Annotated in this window: 16 protein-coding genes; 9 read left to right on the top strand and 7 right to left on the bottom strand. The window is 63.4% G+C overall.

Going from position 1 to position 18,127, the window contains the following annotated elements; genetic code table 11:
- Nucleotides 1–154 precede the first annotated feature (154 nt).
- Nucleotides 155–1,672 (top strand): nucleobase:cation symporter-2 family protein, encoded by a 1,518-nt coding sequence (locus ABE528_RS16895; RefSeq protein WP_152957019.1) that lies wholly within the window; start codon nucleotides 155–157, stop codon nucleotides 1,670–1,672.
- Between the two features lie 61 nt (nucleotides 1,673–1,733).
- On the opposite strand, the gene radA is transcribed toward ABE528_RS16895, so the two are convergent.
- Nucleotides 1,734–3,101 carry a DNA repair protein RadA gene (gene radA / locus ABE528_RS16890; RefSeq protein WP_152957018.1) on the bottom strand — a complete coding sequence of 456 codons (1,368 nt, stop codon included), beginning with the start codon at nucleotides 3,099–3,101 and terminating at the stop codon, nucleotides 1,734–1,736.
- Between the two features lie 176 nt (nucleotides 3,102–3,277).
- Here radA and mscL point away from each other — a divergent pair, with 176 nt between their 5' ends.
- Nucleotides 3,278–3,697 (top strand): large-conductance mechanosensitive channel protein MscL, encoded by a 420-nt coding sequence (gene mscL / locus ABE528_RS16885; protein ID WP_152957017.1) that lies wholly within the window; start codon nucleotides 3,278–3,280, stop codon nucleotides 3,695–3,697.
- A 32-nt stretch (nucleotides 3,698–3,729) separates the two neighbouring features.
- On the opposite strand, the gene ABE528_RS16880 is transcribed toward mscL, so the two are convergent.
- On the bottom strand, nucleotides 3,730–4,506 hold the full coding sequence (locus ABE528_RS16880; protein WP_152957016.1) for a ferredoxin--NADP reductase: 777 nt from the start codon (nucleotides 4,504–4,506) through the stop codon (nucleotides 3,730–3,732).
- Between the two features lie 213 nt (nucleotides 4,507–4,719).
- Between ABE528_RS16880 and ABE528_RS16875 the strand changes: the two genes are divergently transcribed.
- The gene (locus ABE528_RS16875; protein ID WP_346653558.1) at nucleotides 4,720–5,430 is read left to right on the top strand and encodes an autoinducer binding domain-containing protein; all 711 of its coding nucleotides are present in this window, start codon (nucleotides 4,720–4,722) and stop codon (nucleotides 5,428–5,430) included.
- A 93-nt stretch (nucleotides 5,431–5,523) separates the two neighbouring features.
- Nucleotides 5,524–6,648: a methyltransferase gene (locus ABE528_RS16870; protein ID WP_346653557.1), complete on the top strand. Its 1,125-nt coding sequence runs from the start codon at nucleotides 5,524–5,526 to the stop codon at nucleotides 6,646–6,648.
- 30 nt (nucleotides 6,649–6,678) lie between these two features.
- On the opposite strand, the gene ABE528_RS16865 is transcribed toward ABE528_RS16870, so the two are convergent.
- The 3 genes from ABE528_RS16865 to ABE528_RS16855 are packed head-to-tail and all read right to left on the bottom strand — an operon-like array spanning nucleotide 6,679 to nucleotide 9,291.
- Nucleotides 6,679–6,831 (bottom strand): DUF2474 domain-containing protein, encoded by a 153-nt coding sequence (locus tag ABE528_RS16865; protein ID WP_152957014.1) that lies wholly within the window; start codon nucleotides 6,829–6,831, stop codon nucleotides 6,679–6,681.
- Between the two features lie 12 nt (nucleotides 6,832–6,843).
- Nucleotides 6,844–7,851 (bottom strand): cytochrome d ubiquinol oxidase subunit II, encoded by a 1,008-nt coding sequence (cydB, locus tag ABE528_RS16860; RefSeq protein WP_346653556.1) that lies wholly within the window; start codon nucleotides 7,849–7,851, stop codon nucleotides 6,844–6,846.
- A 3-nt stretch (nucleotides 7,852–7,854) separates the two neighbouring features.
- A complete protein-coding gene (locus ABE528_RS16855) occupies nucleotides 7,855–9,291 on the bottom strand; it encodes a cytochrome ubiquinol oxidase subunit I (protein WP_152957013.1) in 1,437 nt (478 codons plus the stop codon).
- 378 nt (nucleotides 9,292–9,669) lie between these two features.
- On the opposite strand from ABE528_RS16855, the gene ABE528_RS16850 reads away from it, so the two are divergent.
- From ABE528_RS16850 to trmA, 3 genes are all read left to right on the top strand, one after another.
- Nucleotides 9,670–10,890, top strand: coding sequence for an MFS transporter (locus ABE528_RS16850; RefSeq protein WP_152957012.1), 1,221 nt, complete (start codon nucleotides 9,670–9,672; stop codon nucleotides 10,888–10,890).
- A 159-nt stretch (nucleotides 10,891–11,049) separates the two neighbouring features.
- On the top strand, nucleotides 11,050–12,345 hold the full coding sequence (locus ABE528_RS16845; protein ID WP_346653555.1) for an NCS2 family permease: 1,296 nt from the start codon (nucleotides 11,050–11,052) through the stop codon (nucleotides 12,343–12,345).
- Nucleotides 12,342–13,427: a tRNA (uridine(54)-C5)-methyltransferase TrmA gene (gene trmA / locus ABE528_RS16840; protein WP_152957011.1), complete on the top strand. Its 1,086-nt coding sequence runs from the start codon at nucleotides 12,342–12,344 to the stop codon at nucleotides 13,425–13,427. The genes ABE528_RS16845 and trmA overlap by 4 nt, the downstream gene beginning before the upstream one ends.
- A 133-nt stretch (nucleotides 13,428–13,560) precedes the next feature.
- On the opposite strand, the gene pcaG is transcribed toward trmA, so the two are convergent.
- A complete protein-coding gene (gene pcaG, locus ABE528_RS16835) occupies nucleotides 13,561–14,166 on the bottom strand; it encodes a protocatechuate 3,4-dioxygenase subunit alpha (RefSeq protein ID WP_152957010.1) in 606 nt (201 codons plus the stop codon).
- Nucleotides 14,167–14,176: 10 nt separating this feature from the next.
- Nucleotides 14,177–14,896, bottom strand: a complete 720-nt coding sequence (gene pcaH / locus ABE528_RS16830; protein WP_051100860.1) for a protocatechuate 3,4-dioxygenase subunit beta — start codon at nucleotides 14,894–14,896, stop codon at nucleotides 14,177–14,179.
- A 188-nt stretch (nucleotides 14,897–15,084) separates the two neighbouring features.
- On the opposite strand from pcaH, the gene ABE528_RS16825 reads away from it, so the two are divergent.
- Nucleotides 15,085–15,978, top strand: a complete 894-nt coding sequence (locus ABE528_RS16825; RefSeq protein WP_346653554.1) for a neutral zinc metallopeptidase — start codon at nucleotides 15,085–15,087, stop codon at nucleotides 15,976–15,978.
- 196 nt (nucleotides 15,979–16,174) lie between these two features.
- Complete coding sequence (locus tag ABE528_RS16820) at nucleotides 16,175–18,094, top strand: methyl-accepting chemotaxis protein (protein WP_346653553.1); 1,920 nt, start codon at nucleotides 16,175–16,177, stop codon at nucleotides 18,092–18,094.
- The last annotated feature ends 33 nt before the right edge of the window (nucleotides 18,095–18,127 follow it).

Below are 18,127 nucleotides of genomic sequence, written 5' to 3'. Positions count from 1 at the left end.
GAATAACTTGGTACGCCTTCTGCATTGAGGTTCTGCACACATTGCAAGGCCAGCTGTTCGCGCTCCAATCAAAATATTGTATACAATTTATGTAGCAATGATTTGTAGGAAGTGTCTACAGTAGCGCCACAACAATAAACAGAGAGCCTGCTCCATGACTACGTCCCCTAGCACGTCTCCCGCCCAGCGCCCCGAGGACGAAAACCTCGGGCTGGGTGCCAACCTGGCCTATGGTCTGCAGCATGTGCTGACCATGTATGGCGGGATCGTCGCGGTACCCCTGATCCTGGGTCAGGCAGCCGGCCTCAACGGTGCCGAGATCGGCATGTTGATCGCCGCTTCGCTGTTTGCCGGTGGCCTGGCAACCTTGCTGCAAACGCTGGGCATCCCATTCTTCGGTTGCCAGTTGCCGCTGGTGCAGGGCGTGTCGTTCGCTGGCGTGGCGACCATGGGCGCCATCCTCAGCAGCGAGGGCGGTGGTGGCCTGCCGGGCGTGCTCGGCGCGGTCATGGCAGCTTCGGTGATCGGTTTCCTGATCACCCCGGTGTTCTCGCGTATTACCAAGTTCTTCCCGCCGCTGGTGACCGGTATCGTCATCACCACCATCGGCCTGACCCTGATGCCGGTTGCCGCGCGCTGGGTGATGGGCGGCAATAGCGCCTCACCGGAGTTCGGCAGCGTGGCCAACATCGGCCTGGCCGGCCTGACCTTCGCTATCGTGCTGGTGCTGAGCAAGCTGGGCAGCGCAACCATCTCGCGGCTGTCGATCCTGATGGCCATGGTGGTCGGCACGCTGATCGCCTGGGCGCTGGGCATGACCGATTTCAGCAAGGTCAGCCAGGGCCCGATGTTCGCCTTCCCCACCCCGTTCCATTTCGGCATGCCGGAATTCCACATCGCCGCGATCCTGTCGATGTGCATCGTGATCATGGTGACCTTGGTGGAAACCTCGGCCGACATCCTCGCCGTGGGTGAAATCATCGACACCAAGGTCGACTCCAAGCGCCTGGGCAACGGCCTGCGTGCCGACATGGCATCGAGCATCCTGGCGCCGATCTTCGGTTCATTCACCCAGAGCGCCTTTGCCCAGAACGTCGGCCTGGTGGCCGTGACCGGGGTCAAGAGCCGCTACGTGGTGGCCACCGGTGGCGTGATCCTGGTGGTGCTTGGCCTGCTGCCGGTGATGGGCCGGGTGATTGCCGCCGTACCGACTCCGGTACTGGGTGGCGCGGGCATCGTGCTGTTCGGCACCGTGGCCGCCAGCGGCATCCGCACCCTGTCGAAGGTCAACTACAAGAACAACGTCAACTTGATCATCGTCGCTGCCTCGCTGGGCTTCGGCATGATCCCGATCGCCGCGCCGACCTTCTACCACAACTTCCCGAACTGGTTCGAGACCATCTTCCACTCGGGTATCAGCTCGGCGGCAATCATGGCCATCCTGCTGAACCTGCTGTTCAACCACTTCAAGACGGGCAACTCGGAGAACCAGTCGGTATTCGCTGCGGCCTACGAGCGCACGATCCAGTACTCGGACATCTCCTGCCTGCGTGATGGCGACTACTTCAAGGATGGCAAGCTGTTTGATGCCGATGGCAACGAAGTGCCAGTGATGGAGCTTGACGAGCACGGCAACCAGGCGCCCAGGCGCAGTGCGGTTGCCGAACATTGATCGCTGACTGAGCGGTGAGGTAGGGGGAGCCGATGCGCATCATCGGCTCCCCCTTTTTCATTTATTCGAACAATGCATCCAGCGCCTGCTCCAGGCGGGTCACGGCAATCACCTGCAACCCCGCCGGCGGCTCCTTCGGCGCATTGCCCTTGGGCACGATGGCACGCTTGAAGCCATGCTTGGCCGCTTCTTTCAGGCGCTCCTGGCCACTGGGCACAGGCCGCACCTCGCCAGACAAGCCGATCTCGCCAAACACCAGCAGCCCATGGGCCAACGGCCGGTTGCGCAGGCTGGACATCACCGCTGCCAGCAACGCCAGGTCCGAGGCCGTTTCCAGCACCTTCACCCCACCGACCACGTTGAGGAACACGTCCTGGTCGTGGGTGGGAATGCCACCATGCCGGTGCAATACCGCCAGCAGCATGGCCAGGCGGTTCTGGTCCAGGCCCAAGGTGACCCGCCGCGGGTTGGCCAGGTGGCTGTCATCGACCAGCGCCTGCACCTCGACCAGCATCGGCCGGGTACCTTCCCAGGTGGCCATGACCACGCTACCGGGCACTTCTTCCTGGGTACGGTTGAGGAAGATTGCCGACGGGTTGGACACCTCTTTCAAGCCACGGTCGGTCATGCCGAACACGCCCAGTTCGTTGACCGCGCCAAAGCGGTTCTTCACAGCCCGCAACAGGCGCAGGCGGCCGTCGGACTCGCCCTCGAAATACAGCACGGTATCGACCATGTGTTCCAGCACGCGCGGCCCGGCCAGCGAGCCTTCCTTGGTGACGTGGCCGACCAGGAAGATTGCCGTGCCGCTCTGCTTGGCATAACGCACCAGCAACGCCGTGCTCTCGCGGACCTGGGCCACGCCGCCGGGGGCGGACTGCAACTGCTCGGTAAAGATGGTCTGGATCGAGTCGATCACCATGACCCGGGGCTTTTCCACCCGCGCGGTGGCGATGATGGTTTCGATGCAGGTCTCGGTCATCACCTTGAGCTGCTCCTGAGGCAGGCCCAGGCGCCGCGAGCGCATGGCCACCTGTTGCTGCGACTCTTCACCGGTGACGTACAACGCGGGCATTGCTGTGGCGATGTTGCACAGGGTTTGCAGCAGGATGGTCGACTTGCCGATCCCCGGGTCACCGCCGATCAGCACCACCGAACCATCGACCAGGCCACCGCCGAGCACGCGGTCGAGTTCGGTGCTGCTGGTGGTGAAGCGCGGGATCTCTTCGACGCTGACTTCGGCCAGGGTCTTGATCTGCGCCTGCTGCCCGGTCCAGCCGGCGCGTCCGCTGGGGGCCGCCGCACCGCCGCTCTCGATCATGGTTTCGACCAGGGTGTTCCAGGCCCCGCAGTCGGCACACTGGCCGGCCCATTTGGGGAAGGTCGCGCCGCACTCGGTGCAGCCATACAAGCGCTTGGCCTTGGCCATGGGCAGGGTCTCCTGGAAAAAACCGCCATGATAGCCGAGGCCGACGTGTCTCGAACCGGTCGAGATGCGACAAAACTATTCGTTCTAACCGCAGTCAGTACCCCTGATGCCAACGCATGAAGCGTTCAAGTGGCTTACACTGCGTTAACCTCACCATTTGTTACAAGGAATCAAACATGGGCATGCTCAGTGAGTTCAAGGCCTTCGCGGTCAAAGGTAATGTCGTCGACATGGCGGTCGGTATCATCATCGGCGCGGCCTTTGGCAAGATCGTCTCCTCGTTCGTCGGAGACGTGGTGATGCCACCACTGGGGCTGCTGATCGGCGGCGTCGACTTCAGCGACCTGGCAATCACCCTGAAGGCTGCCGAAGGTGATGTACCGGCCGTGGTGCTGGCCTATGGCAAGTTCATCCAGACCGTGATCGACTTCATCATCGTTGCCTTCGCCATCTTCATGGGCGTGAAAGCGATCAACCAGCTCAAGCGTGAAGAAGCCGCAGCGCCGTCCGCACCGCCGGTACCGACGCCGCAGGAAACCTTGCTGACCGAGATTCGCGACCTGCTCAAGGCGCAGAATCAGAATCGCTTGCCTTGAAATAGCGGGGGCCGCATGGCGGCCCCTTTGCATCACCAGTAGTTTTCCACCGCCACCTGCCCCGGCCGCTTGCTCAGGCTCAGTTGCAGGTCACGCGCCTTGAGCACCTTGCGCGTCTCGTCGATCATCTCAGGGTTGCCACACAGCATGATCCGCGAATGCTCGGGCGACAGCGCCAGGCCCGCCGCCTTTTCCAGCTCGCCATTCTCGATCAGCGTGGTGATACGCGCATTCAATGCCCCTGGGTGCTGCTCACGGGTCACCACTGGAATGAACTGCAGCTTGCCAGCGAATTCGGCCAGGTAATCACGCTGCTCCAACCCGGCGATGTCGTCTACATACGCCAGCTCTTTCGCCTCGCGCACCGAATACACCAGCTTGATGGCGTCGAAACGCTCCCAGGCTTCAAAGTCCTGCAGGATCGACATGAAGGGCGCGATGCCGGTGCCGGTCGCCAGCAGCCACAGGTCTCGGCCACCGACAAAGCGATCAAGGGTCAGGTAGCCGAACGCCTGACGGTCGATCAACAAGGTATCGCCCTCGCCCAGGCGGCTCAGCTCGCTGGTGAATTCGCCACCCGGCACCACGATTGAAAAGAAATCGAGGTATTCATCATGGGGGGCACTGACCATCGAATAGGCACGCCAGACCACGCTGCCATCGGCCTTGGTCACGCCCAGCCGAGCGAACTGGCCGGCCCGGAAGCGAAACCCTGGATCGCGCGTAACCCGCAGGCTGAACAGGTTCGGCGTCAGCGGCTGGACGTCGAGCAGGGTCTGGCGGGTAAATTTGTCGGCACTGGCGGTCATGTCGGGCTCCGTGTAAGGCGTGCGCCCAGTGTCGCGCAAAGCGGCCCGGATAAAAACCGCTGGAATGTAGGGCCACAACACGGTGATCGCGTCAGGTTTAATGAAAGATGCGGCTTCTATAACAAAAAATCCCAACACAACGCTCGGACTTTTCCTACAATCCTCCCGGTATGCAAACGGATTGGAACAGTAACCGTCGAGGGAGTGAGACAGATGCTTCAATGGAATCACGAGCATCTCCATCAGCTGATCAGCGAAAGCACACCGCAAAAGGTTTTTGACCTCGCTGTGCACCTGGCGCAAGACCTGGACATGATGTTTCTGGGGCTGAAAGTCCGCATTCAACTGGCAGCGCAATCGCCACGGCTGTACCTCTACAGCAACTATCCAGTCGCATGGATCGAGCGCTACCAGCGTGACGACTTCTACAAACGGGACGCAGCGGCGGCCCGAAGCCACTCCTCGACCATGCCGGTAGTATGGACCGACGACCTGTACCGCGAAGTACCCGACTTCCGCGAGCAAGCTTGCGCACACGGGCTGCGCCATGGCTGGACGCAGTCCTTGCATGACCTTCAGCATAATGAGAGCCAGGTCAGCATTTGCCGGCCAAGCAACGCAGTGAACATCGCCGAGCTGTACGACAAAGCCGGCAAGGTGCAGTGGCTGTGCCACACCCTGCACGCGATCATCAGCGAATATCACCTGTCCAAGCTCAGCGCGCCGCTGAAAATGAGCGAGCGCGAAATCGAAGTGCTCAAGTGGTCGGCCGCCGGCAAGACCGCCGCCGACGTCGCCTGCATCCTGTCACTGTCGCAAAGCACGGTTAACTTCCATATCCGCAGCGTCATCACCAAGACCAACGCCGCCAACAAGGCCGGCGCCATCGCCATCGCCATGATGCGCGGCCTGATCGAACAGTAGCCAGGCCTGCGGCCTCGGGCAAAGCCCTGTAGAATCGCGCAGCAAAGCTCGTGGCGAACCGCCATGGGCAGATCCGTACCCGAGCCAGACGCCATGCCCCTGTTGACCACCTCCTACGCCGAACTCGACCTGATCCGCCAGCCGGACCAGGCCAACGACCCGCTGCAGGCCTTCGATGCCGCCGATGAATACCTGCTCGAGCAGTTGCATGCCCAGGGCCTGGGCGCTGCCAGCCGGGTACTGGTGCTCAACGACAGCTTCGGCGCCTTGGCCGCCAGCCTGGTCGATCATCTGCAGGTAGTCAGCAGCGGCGACTCGCACCTGGCGCACATGGCGCTGGAGAAAAACCTGGCGCGCAATGGCAAGGCGTTCGACAGCGTACCCTTCGTGCCGGCCAGCGAGCACTGGCAAGGACCGTTTGACCGTGTGCTGGTGCGCGTGCCGAAGACCCTGGCCCTGCTCGAAGAACAACTGATCCGCCTGCAAGGCCACCTGGCACCCGGCGCCCAGGTGATTGCCGGAGCCATGATCAAGCACCTGCCGCGTGCGGCCGGCGACCTGATGGAAAAGTACATCGGCCCGGTGCAGGCTTCGCTGGCGCAGAAAAAGGCCCGCCTGCTGACCGCCACGGTTGCCGAACGCCCCGCTGCAAAGTCGCCCTACCCCACTTGCTACCGGCTCGACACGCCGGCACTGGAACTGCTCAACCATGCCAACGTGTTCTGCCGCGAAGGCCTGGATATCGGCACCCGTGCCTTTCTGCCCCACCTGCCGCGCGACCTGGGCAACGCCCGCGTAGCCGACCTGGGCTGCGGCAACGGCGTGCTGGCCATTGCCAGCGCGCTGGCCAACCCGGATGCGCAGTTCACCCTGGTCGATGAATCGTACATGGCGGTGCAGTCGGCGCTGGAGAACTGGCAGGCAGCCTTGGGTGAGCGGCCAGTCACGGTTATGCCGGGGGATGGCCTGGCCGGGGTGGAAAAACAGTCGCTGGACGTGGTGCTGTGCAACCCACCTTTCCATCAACAGCAGGTGGTGGGTGACTTCCTCGCCTGGCGCATGTTCCAGCAGGCACGCGAGGCGCTGGTGGTGGGCGGCGCGCTGTATATCGTCGGCAACCGCCACCTGGGTTATCACAGCAAGCTGGCGCGGCTGTTCCGTGGCGTGGAGCAAGTCGCTGCGACGCCGAAGTTCGTGATCCTCAAGGCCCGCAAATAAGGCAGGGGGCGCCAGGCGCCCCCCTTTCACTCAATGGGTGGTGAGGCCTGCTGCCCCCATGAACAGCCGCATCACCCAGGCGGCCACGCCCAGGGCCGCCACGCTCATCGCCCAGATCAACACCAGCCAACCCAGCCGCTGCCACAGCGGTTTCTTGTCTTCCAGGCCATGTTTACCGGTCATCCTGTGGCCCTCCTAGTGATAGCCATCTTCATGGGTCACCTTGCCACGGAACACGTAGTAGCTCCAGAAGGTGTACATGAGGATGAACGGCAGGATGAACAGCGTGCCCACCAGCATGAAGCCCTGGCTCTGCGGCGGCGCGGCGGCATCCCAGATCGAGATCGACGGCGGGATGATGTTCGGCCACAGGCTGATGCCCAGCCCGCTGTAACCCAGGAAGATCAGCACCAGGGTCAGCAGGAACGGCGTGTAGTGCGCATTGCGCGCCACCGCCTTGAGCAAGCCGTAGAAGGTCACCAGCACCAGCAGCGGCACCGGCATGAACCAGAACAGGTTGGGCATGCTGAACCAGCGGTCGGCGATCTGTGGATAAGCGATCGGGGTCCACAGGCTGACGATACCGATCACCGCCAGCAGCACCAGCGCCAGCGGCCGGGCGAGGTCATGCATCTTCAGTTGCAGATCGCCCTCGGTCTTCATGATCAGCCAGGTACAGCCCAGCAGGGTGTAGGCGACGATCAGCCCAAGGCCGCAGAACAGACTGAACGGTGTCAGCCAGTCGAGGGTGCCACCGGCGAAGTGCCGGTCGACCACCTTGAAGCCTTCGAGGAAGGCGCCCAGCGCCACGCCCTGGAAGAAGGTGGCGACCAGCGAGCCGCCGATGAAGGCCTTGTCCCACACATGACGCTTGTCGGCCTTGGCCTTGAAGCGGAACTCGAAGGCCACGCCACGGAAGATCAGGCCGATCAGCATCATGATCAGCGGCAGGTACAGCGCTTCGAGTACCACGGCATAGGCCATCGGGAACGCCCCGAACAGCCCGGCGCCGCCCAGCACCAACCAGGTTTCGTTGCCGTCCCAGACGGGGGCGACGGTATTCATCATCACATCGCGGTCACGCTCGCCTTTGACAAAAGGGAAGAGCATGCCGATCCCCAGGTCGAAACCATCCATCACCACGTACATCATGACGCCGAAGATGATGATCACGGCCCAGATCAGCGGAAGGTCGATACCCATGGCTCAGTTCCCCTTGCTCAGGCTGGCGGACTCGGCCTCATGGCCCTCATCGGCGGCGGACAGCGGCCGCGCCGGCGTACGTTGGGTGCCAGGCCCCCCGGGGTTGTGTTCATCACCCTCGCCGGTCTGCGGACCTTTGCGCACCAGGCGCATCATGTAGCCCAGGCCAGTGCCGAACAGGGCGAAGTACACCACCACGAACGCCACCAGGGTGAAGCCGAGCTGTGCATAACTGTGGTTGGACACACCATCAGCGGTGCGCATCAGGCCATACACCACCCACGGCTGGCGGCCGATTTCGGTGGTGAACCAGCCGGCGAGCAGTGCGATCAGCCCGGACGGGCCCATCCACAGGGCCAGGTACAGGAACGGCCGCGAGGTATAGAGGGTGCCGCGTTTGCGCAGCCACAGGCTCCACAGGCCGACGAAGATCATCAGGAAGCCGAGCCCGACCATGACCCGGAACGACCAGAACACAATGGTCGAGTTGGGCCGGTCCTCAGGCGGGAACTCCTTCATCGCCGGCACCTGCTTGTCCAGGCTGTGGGTCAGGATCAGGCTGCCGAGCGCCGGGATCTCGACTTTGAAGCGGGTGGTTTCGGCCTTCATGTCGGGGATGCCGAACAGGATCAGCGGGGTCGGCTCACCGGGCACGTTCTCCCAGTGGCCCTCGATCGCGGCGATCTTCACCGGCTGGTGCTTGAGGGTGTTGAGCCCATGGAAGTCACCGATCACCGCCTGGATGGGGGCCACGATCAGGGCCATCCACATGGCCATCGACAGCATCTTGCGCACGGCCGGGTTGTCACGCCCGCGCAGCAGGTGCCAGGCCGCCGAAGCACCGACGAAGAACGCCGTGGAAACGAACGCGGCGGTGGCCATGTGCATCAGCCGATAGGGGAACGACGGGTTGAACACTACCGCCAGCCAGTCCACCGGCACCACCCGGCCATCAATGATCTCGTGGCCCTGCGGGGTCTGCATCCAGCTGTTGGAGGCGAGAATCCAGAAGGTCGAGACCAGGGTGCCGAGCGCGACCATCACCGTGGAAAAGAAGTGCAGGCCACGGCCAACACGGTTCCAGCCGAACAGCATGACGCCAAGGAAACCTGCCTCCAGGAAGAAGGCGGTGAGCACTTCATAGGTGAGCAACGGGCCGGTAATGGCGCCTGCGAAGTCGGAGAAACGGCTCCAGTTGGTGCCGAACTGGTAGGCCATGACCAGGCCGGAGACCACGCCCATGCCGAAGTTGACGGCGAAGATCTTCGACCAGAAGTGGTAGAGGTCACGGTAGACCTGGTTGTGGGTCCGCAGCCATAGGCCTTCGAGGACTGCCAGGTAGCTCGCCAGGCCGATGGTGATGGCCGGGAACAGGATGTGGAACGACACGGTAAAGGCAAACTGCATTCGGGCGAGCTCTAAGGCCTCTATTCCGAACATGGTGCTTCCTCTTCAGATAATCCGGCGTCCGGGCCTGTGGCCCCGTCGCCCACTGCCCCCACGGTAGTCGAGTGCGGCACGTTGGAATTGTTCTGTTCGATCGCAGGGATTCCGGCCCAAAGGCCAATTCGTTGTCCGTTTGTTGCCCGTTTGTTGCCCGTTTGTTGCAAGAGCAACGATTGATCCAGATCAACGACTGCTAGGAAGCATAGTCCCGAATGGCCCGCAGGGCCGTGTGGTGGTTTGCCGCGTGACCGGTTGCCCCACCCCCTTTCGCGCGACTTGAAAAAGTGCCGATCACGGTAAACAGTAACCGGTTGTTACAAACAGATGATACGCTGCGGGCCCCTCTACTGCGCCGAGGCCAACAGGTTTCCGATGTCCGATTCCGCACCGCAGTTGTTGCGTCATCACCGCCCTTTCATCGCCTTCTGGCTGGCCCGGGTGTTCACCGCCAGCGGCTTCCAGATGCTCACCGTGGCCATTGGCTGGCACCTCTACCAGCTGACCGGCAATGTGCTCGACCTGGGCTTGGTCGGCCTGGTCGAATTCGCCCCGCGGGTGCTGTTCATGCTGCACACCGGGCACGTCGCCGACCGCTATGACCGGCGCAAGGTCGCGGCGCTGTGCCAGACCTTGCAAGGGCTGATTGCACTGGCACTGGCGGTGGGCAGCGCCACCGACAACGTCAGCCGTGAGCTGATCTTCGTTCTGGCCTTCCTGCTCGGTGCCACCCGCTCGTTCGAGATGCCGGCAACCCAGGCGCTGCTGCCCAACGTGGTGCCGCCGGGGCTGTTTCCGCGGGCGGTGGCGGCCTCGGCCTCGGCGACCCAAGCGGCCACCATCGTCGCCCCGGCCGTGGGTGGCTTGCTGTACGCCTTCGGCAGCATCTGGGTGTACGGCCCGACTGTCGCCCTGTACGCCATCGCCTGCCTGCTGATGCTCAGCCTCGACTCACGCCAGCAGGTGCCGCAGCGTGGCCGCGCCAGTATTGAATCACTGATGGCCGGAATCCGCTTCATCCGCAGCCGGCCCGACATCCTCGGGGCCATCTCGCTGGACCTGTTCGCGGTGCTGCTCGGTGGCGCCACCGCCCTGCTGCCGGTGTTTGCCAAGGACATCCTGCTTACCGGCCCGTGGGGCCTGGGCCTGCTGCGCTCGGCGCCAGCGGTGGGGGCACTGCTGATGTCGCTGTGGCTGGCGCGGTTCCCGGTCGAACGCAAGGTCGGCCGCACCATGTTCACTGCGGTCGGGCTGTTCGGCGTGGCAACCATCGCCTTTGGCCTGTCGACCTCGTTCTGGTTCTCGCTGGCGGTGCTGGTAGTGCTGGGCGCGGCGGACATGATCAGCATGGTGATCCGCGGTGCCTTCGTGCAGTTGGAGACACCAGACGAGATGCGTGGGCGGGTGAGCGCGGTGAACGGGTTGTTCATCGGCGCTTCGAACCAGCTGGGTGAGTTCGAATCCGGGGTGACGGCGCACTGGTTCGGCACGGTGCCGGCGGTGGTGCTGGGCGGGGTCGGCACCCTGGTGGTGACCGGGGTGTGGATAAAACTGTTCCCCTCGCTGGCCAAGCGCGATCGCTTGCACAACGGCTGATCGCTTGCCTGCTCCCAACGGCGATAGGCCCCCGCCGAGCATGCTGGTATGATGCGCGGCTTTTTTCCGCCCCACACAAAACCACGGCATCGGCTACGGTCTGTGCTTTGCTGATGGGGTCGATACATTCACGGCGCGAGGGCGCCCTGGGGAGCGGGCATGCTGGAAAGGCTGTTTCAACTAAAAGCACACAACACCAATGTGCGCACCGAGATTCTTGCGGGCGTCACCACCTTCCTGGCCATGGCCTACATCCTGTTCGTCAACCCGAGCATCCTCGGCGAGACCGGCATGGACAAAGGCGCGATCTTCGTCGCCACCTGCCTGGCTGCCGCCATCGGCTCGACCACCATGGGCCTGATCGCCAACTACCCGATCGCCCTGGCGCCGGGCATGGGCCTGAACGCATTCTTCACCTACACGGTGGTCCTGCACATGGGCCACACCTGGCAGGTGGCACTGGGCGCGGTGTTCCTCTCGGCGGTGATGTTCTTCCTGCTGTCGATCTTCCGTATCCGCGAGTGGATCGTGAACAGCATCCCGCTGCCGCTGCGTTCGGCGATTGCTGCAGGTATCGGCCTGTTCCTGGCGTTCATCGCCCTGCATAACGCCGGCATCGTCGTCGATAACCCGGCGACCCTGGTGGGCCTGGGCGACCTCAAGCAGCCGGCGCCGATCCTCGCCACGCTGGGCTTCTTCCTGATCGTCGGCCTCGAGTCGCTGAAGGTCCGTGGCGCCGTGCTGATCGGCATTCTGGCCGTGACCATCGCCTCGATCCTGATGGGCGTGACGCCGTTCGGTGGCGTGGTCTCGATGCCGCCATCGCTGGCACCGACCTTCCTCCAGCTGGACATCAAGGGCGCCCTCGACGTGGGCCTGGTCAGCGTGATCTTCGCCTTCCTGTTCGTCGACCTGTTCGACAACTCCGGCACCCTGATCGGTGTGGCCAAGCGCGCCGGCCTGATGGGCAAGGACGGCCACATGCCGAAGATGGGTCGTGCCCTGATCGCCGACAGCACCGCCGCCATGGCAGGTTCGCTGCTGGGCACCTCGACCACCACCAGCTATATCGAATCCGCAGCTGGCGTAAGCGCCGGGGGCCGCACCGGCCTGACCGCCATCGTGGTCGCCATCCTGTTCCTCCTGGCGCTGTTCTTCGCACCGCTGGCCGGTAGCGTGCCGGCCTTTGCCACGGCCCCGGCGCTGCTGTTCGTCGCCGTGCTGATGACTTCGGGCCTGGCGGAAATCAACTGGGACGACGTCACCGAGGCCGCACCGGTGGTGGTGACCGCCTTGGCCATGCCGCTGACTTACTCGATCGCCAACGGCATCGCCTTCGGTTTCATTTCCTGGACCGCCGTCAAGCTGATCTCTGGCCGCCACCGCGACCTGAACCCGGCCCTGGTGATCCTTTCCATTCTGTTCGTCATCAAGCTGGGCTGGTTCAACGCATGAGTGCTGTCTTCGATCCCACCGCCTACGACACCCAGCTGGAAGGCAAAGTCGCCCGCCTGCGCGAGCTGCTGGCGCCCTTCGGCGCGCCGGAACCGGCCGTTTTCGACTCACCGCGCGAGCATTACCGCCTGCGCGCCGAGTTCCGCCTGTGGCGCGAGGATGGCCAGCGCCACTACGCGATGTTCGCCCCGGGCGACAAGCACAAGGCGATCCTGATCGACGACTTCCCCATCGCCAGCCAACGCATCAATGAGCTGATGCCGCGCCTGAAAGCCGCTTGGCAGGCCAGCGAGGAACTGGGCAATCGCCTGTTCCAGGTGGAGTTCCTCACCACCCTGGCCGGCGACGCCATGGTCACGATGTGCTACCACCGCCCGCTGGACGAAGCTTGGGAAGTGGCTGCCCGTCAGCTGGCCGAAGACCTCGGCGTGAGCGTGATCGGCCGTTCGAAGGGCAAGCGCCTGGTGATCGGCCGCGACTATGCGGTGGAAAAGCTCGATGTCGCCGGTCGCGTATTCAGCTACCGCCAGCCAGAAGGCGCGTTCACCCAGCCCAACGGCGCGGTGAACCAGAAGATGCTGAGCTGGGCGTTCGAGGCTATCGGCGAGCGTGAGGACGACTTGCTGGAGCTGTATTGCGGCAACGGCAACTTCACCCTGCCGCTGGCCACCCGCGTGCGCCAGGTGCTGGCCACCGAGATCAGCAAGACCTCGGTCAATGCCGCGCTGAGCAACCTTGACGAGAACGCTGTGGATAACGTGCGGCTGGTGCGCCTGTCGGCGGAAGAGCTGACCCAGGCGCTGAACGAGGTGCGGCCGTTCCGCCGGCTGGAAGGGATCGACCTGAAAAGCTACGAGTTCGGCACCGTGTTCGTCGACCCGCCGCGGGCAGGGATGGACCCGGACACCTGCGAACTGACCCGGCGTTTTGAAAGGATTCTGTACATCTCGTGCAATCCGGAGACGCTGGCGGCGAACATTGCCCAGTTGCAGGACACGCACCGCATCGAGCGTTGTGCGCTGTTCGACCAGTTCCCCTACACCCACCATATGGAAAGTGGCGTCCTGCTGGTTCGGCGCTGACTTTCAGATCGCCGGGGCTGCCTTGCAGCCCATCGCCGGCAAGCGCGGCTCCCACCTTGATCGGCGTACACCGGCCAATGTGGGAGCCGCGCTTGCCGGCGATGGGCCGCAAAGCGGCCCCAAAAATCTTGAATCAGAAGTCGAAGAAGACCGTCTCCCCTTCCCCCTGAATACGGATATCGAAGCGATACGCCGTCTTCCCATCTACCTCGCAACGCTTGGCAATCAAGGTCTCGCGGCGCTGCGGCTGCTCGATCAGGTTGAGCACCGGGCACTTGGCATTGGCCTGGGCCTCATCATCGAAATACAGGCGCGTGTGCAGATGGATGTTGATCCCCCGGGCAAACAGGCTGATGTTGATGTGCGGCGCCATTGGCACGCCCGCAGCATTGTTCACCACACCTGGCTTGACCGTGTGCACAGTCCACTCACCGGCATCGAAGGTGGTGGCGGTGCGGCCAAAGCTGTTGAAGGCGTTTTCCAGGTTGTAGGCATCCTGGTACTGGCCATTGGCGTCGGCCTGCCACAGTTCCAGGAACGAATCACGCACCAGGTGGCCATTGCCGTCATACACCTGGCCGATCAACAGGATGTGCTCACCCGGGGCGTCTGGTTTGGCCAGGCGGTTCCAGATTTCCTGATCACGGGTCGGGTTACCGGCCGCTTCCAGGGCCAGGCCGATGTGCACGTAGGGGCCGGCGGTCTGCGAGGGGGTTTCCGGCAGCAGTTCGATTGGCATGGCGGGGTCCTCAGCAGTTTTCGAAGTGGGTCTTGCGCTGGCCGCGCAGCACGATGTCGAAGCGGTACGCCAGGCAGTCCATCGGGTTGGCGTTGCTCATGTCGAGCTTGGCGATCAACTGCTGGACGGCTTCAGGGTTGGCGATCGACTTGACGATCGGGCACATCGGGATCAGCGGGTCACCTTCGAAATACAACTGGGTGATCAGCTTGGTGGCGATCGACGGGCCGCTGATGGCGAAGTGGATGTGCGCCGGGCGCCAGTCGTTCGGGCCGTTGCGCCATGGGTACGGGCCCGGCTTGATGGTGCGGAAGCTGTAGTAGCCGTCGCGGTCGGTCAGGCAACGTCCGACGCCACCGAAGTTCGGGTCCAGCGGCGCCAGGTAGCGGTCGTTCTTGTGGCGATAGCGGCCACCGGCGTTGGCTTGCCACATCTCCACCAGGGTATTCGGCACAGGCTTGCCGTACTGGTCGACGACGCGGCCGGCAACGATGATGCGCTCGCCGATCGGCAGGCCACCGTTATTGAAGTTCAGCAGCAGGTCATGGTCATGGGCACCGAAGCCCAGGTGGGAAAAGTCCGGGCCGGTGGTTTCGCTGATCGACTGCGGGATGCTGACCAGTGCCTGGCGCGGCGAGCGGGCAATGGAAGTCTTGTAGTCGGGCGTCAGGGCCTTGGGGTGCCAGTTGCGATCACGGATCACAAAGCGGCTGTTGTCCTGGGCGGGCATGCCGGATTCCTCTCTTGGAATTATGAAAACGCCTGTACACGGCAGGCGGACTTGCAGTTTCAGATAGGTCGCGCGGGATGAATATTGAAATCAGCCGCCAATTACATAACCGAATGGTTATGTATTAGTGGCTTTGCCTGGGGTGATCTAATCTTTATCCCCATGTTTCACGCTCTGGAGAGCACCTCATGGAATGGCGAAAAGGCCGGCGCAGCGACAACGTGGTCGATGCTCGCGGCGAAGGTGGCGGTGGCGGTGGCATGCGCTTTGGCGGCGGCAAGGGGTTGGGGCTCGGCGCAGTGCTGCTGATCGTCGGCATCGGCTGGCTGACCGGCCAGGACCCCTTGCAGATCCTTGGCCAGCTCGCCGGGCAGATGGATCAACAGCAACAGCAAGCAGCGCCGAGCGGTGCTGGCGGCAAGGCACCGCCGGCCAACGACGAACAAGCGCAGTTCGTCGCCTCGATCCTCGGCGACACGGAAGACACCTGGAAGGCCCTGTTTGCCCAGGCCGGCAAGCAGTACCGCGACCCCAAGCTGGTGCTGTTCAGCGGCCAGGTGAATTCGGCCTGCGGCTTTGCTTCCGCAGCAGTCGGGCCGTTCTATTGCCCGGCCGATCAGCGGGTCTACCTGGACATGTCGTTCTTCCGCGAAATGGAAACCCGCTTCGCTGCGGCCGGCGACTTCGCCCAGGCCTACGTGATCGCCCACGAGATCGGCCACCACGTGCAGACCTTGCTGGGTGTATCGGCCAAGGTCGATGCCGCACGGCGCAACGGCCAGCGCATGGAAGGCGACAATGGCCTGCTGGTGCGCCAGGAACTGCAGGCTGACTGCCTGGCCGGCGTGTGGGCGTATCAGGCGCAGAAGCGGCTGAACTGGCTGGAGCCGGGTGATGTTGAAGAGGCGCTGAATGCGGCCAATGCCATTGGTGATGACCGCCTGCAGCAGCAGGGTCAAGGGCGCGTGGTGCCCGATTCGTTCACCCATGGCACCTCGGCGCAGCGGGTGCGCTGGTTCAAGGCCGGGTTTGCCCAAGGGAATGTGAACAGCTGCGATACCTTCGGCGCGCGTAGCCTTTGAAATCCTGGGGTCCGCTTTGCGGCCCTCAGCGATCTCCAAAACGCAAACGTTTTCACAACATTGCAAATCAGCTGAAAAAGCGATTCAGCTTTCGCTGTGCCGTGCCGATAACACCTGCACGAATCAGCGGGCCCCAGAACAACAACGCCCTGCGATTGATGATCAAGTGAGCGAATGAATTTTCTGGAGAGCGTGCATGAACAGCTGGTTTGCCAACATCAGCGTCAACCTCAAACTTGGCCTGGGCTTCGGCCTGGTGCTGTTTCTAACCGGCCTGCTGGCCCTGACTGGCTGGACCAGCCTGGGCAGCCTGATTGACCGCAGCAACTGGATGGGCGACATCGGCCAGCTCAACAAGGACCTGACCGACCTGCGCATTGCGCGCCTGCAATACATGATCGCCAATGGCGATGACGCCGCCGCTGCCAACACCCAGGCCAAGCTCGACGCCTTCAGCAAGCAGCAGCAATACCTGGTCACCACTTTCACCAGCCCGGCCAACGTCGCGCTGCTCAAGGAGCTGGGGCAAACCATCAGCGAGTACAAGGTGTCGCTGAACAAGATGCGCGCCGGCTACAAGAGCTCGCTGGCTGCCCGTGATGCGATGAACGTGTCGGCCGCCAAGGCCGATGACGCCATGGAATCGCTCAGCCAGGACGTCATGTCCCGTCCCGAGGTCGACAGCGTGCGCCTGGCCCAGTACCAGCTGATCAGCAAGGCACGCCAGCAATTGCTGCAAGTGCGCGTCGACGTGCGCGGCTACATCGCCGACAACACCAGCGCCAACGAGCAGGCCGCCCTGCGCCAGCTGGAAGGTGCGCTGGCCGATATCGACAACCTCAAGCGCCAGCTGCCAGCTGAAGCCACCCGCGTGCAGCAGTTCGAGCAATCGGTGCAGGCCTACCGCGATGCCGTGCGCCAGTTCCGCGATGCGGTCGCCGAAATCACCGTCGCCCGCGCAGAAATGACCGTGCAGGGTGCCGATATCGTCAAGCGCAGCGACGCGCTGTACAGCATCCAGCTGGAACGCCGCGATGCCGAGAGCGCCCAGGCCCGCAGCCTGCAGGCCATCGCCACGCTGCTGGCCCTGCTGGCTGGTGTCATCGCCGCCGTGGTCATCACCCGCCAGATCACCCGCCCGCTGCGCGATACCCTGCAAGCGGTGGAACGCATCGCCGGTGGCGACCTGACCCACGACCTGCGCGTCACCCGCCGCGACGAAATCGGCGTGCTGCAACAAGGCATCGCACGCATGGGCACGACCCTGCGCGAGCTGATCAGCGGCATCCGTGACGGCGTCACCCAGATCGCCAGCGCCGCCGAAGAGCTGTCGGCGGTGACCGAACAGACCAGCGCCGGTGCCAACAGCCAGAAGGTCGAAACCGACCAGGTGGCCACCGCCATGCATGAAATGGCCGCTACCGTTCAGGAAGTGGCGCGCAACGCCGAGCAGGCTTCCCATGCCGCCACCGGTGCCGACGACGAGGCCCGTGCCGGTGACCGCGTGGTTGGCGAGGCGATCAGCCAGATCGAACGCCTGGCCGAGGAAGTGCACCGCTCCACCGAGGCCATGAACCTGCTGCAGCAGGAAAGCCAGAAGATCGGCAGCGTGATGGACGTGATCAAGTCGGTGGCCGAGCAGACCAACCTGCTGGCGCTCAACGCCGCGATCGAAGCGGCCCGTGCCGGTGAAGCCGGCCGTGGTTTTGCCGTGGTCGCCGACGAAGTACGTGGCCTGGCCCAGCGTACGCAGAAGTCCACCGAAGAGATCGAAGAACTGGTGGCCAGCCTGCAGCACGGCACTCTGCAGGTGGCCAATGCCATGCAGGGCAGCCGCACCTTGACCGACAGCAGTGTGGAGCTGGCGCGCAAGGCTGGTGCTTCGCTGGAGAACATCACCAGCACGGTGTCGAGCATCCAGTCGATGAACCAGCAGATCGCGGCGGCGGCCGAGCAGCAGAGTGCGGTGGCTGAAGAAATCAGCCGCAGCATCCTGAATGTACGGGATGTGTCGGAGCAGACCGCGGCGGCCAGTGATGAGACGGCGGCGTCCAGCGTAGAACTGGCGCGCCTGGGAGGTCACTTGCAGATGCTGGTCAGCCAGTTCCGCGTCTGACCTTCAGATCGCATTCGCGGGTAAACCCGCGAA

This window comes from Pseudomonas sp. TWI628 (assembly GCF_039673865.1).
Lineage (GTDB): Bacteria > Pseudomonadota > Gammaproteobacteria > Pseudomonadales > Pseudomonadaceae > Aquipseudomonas.
This window is presented reverse-complemented; position numbering and strand designations above follow the sequence as displayed.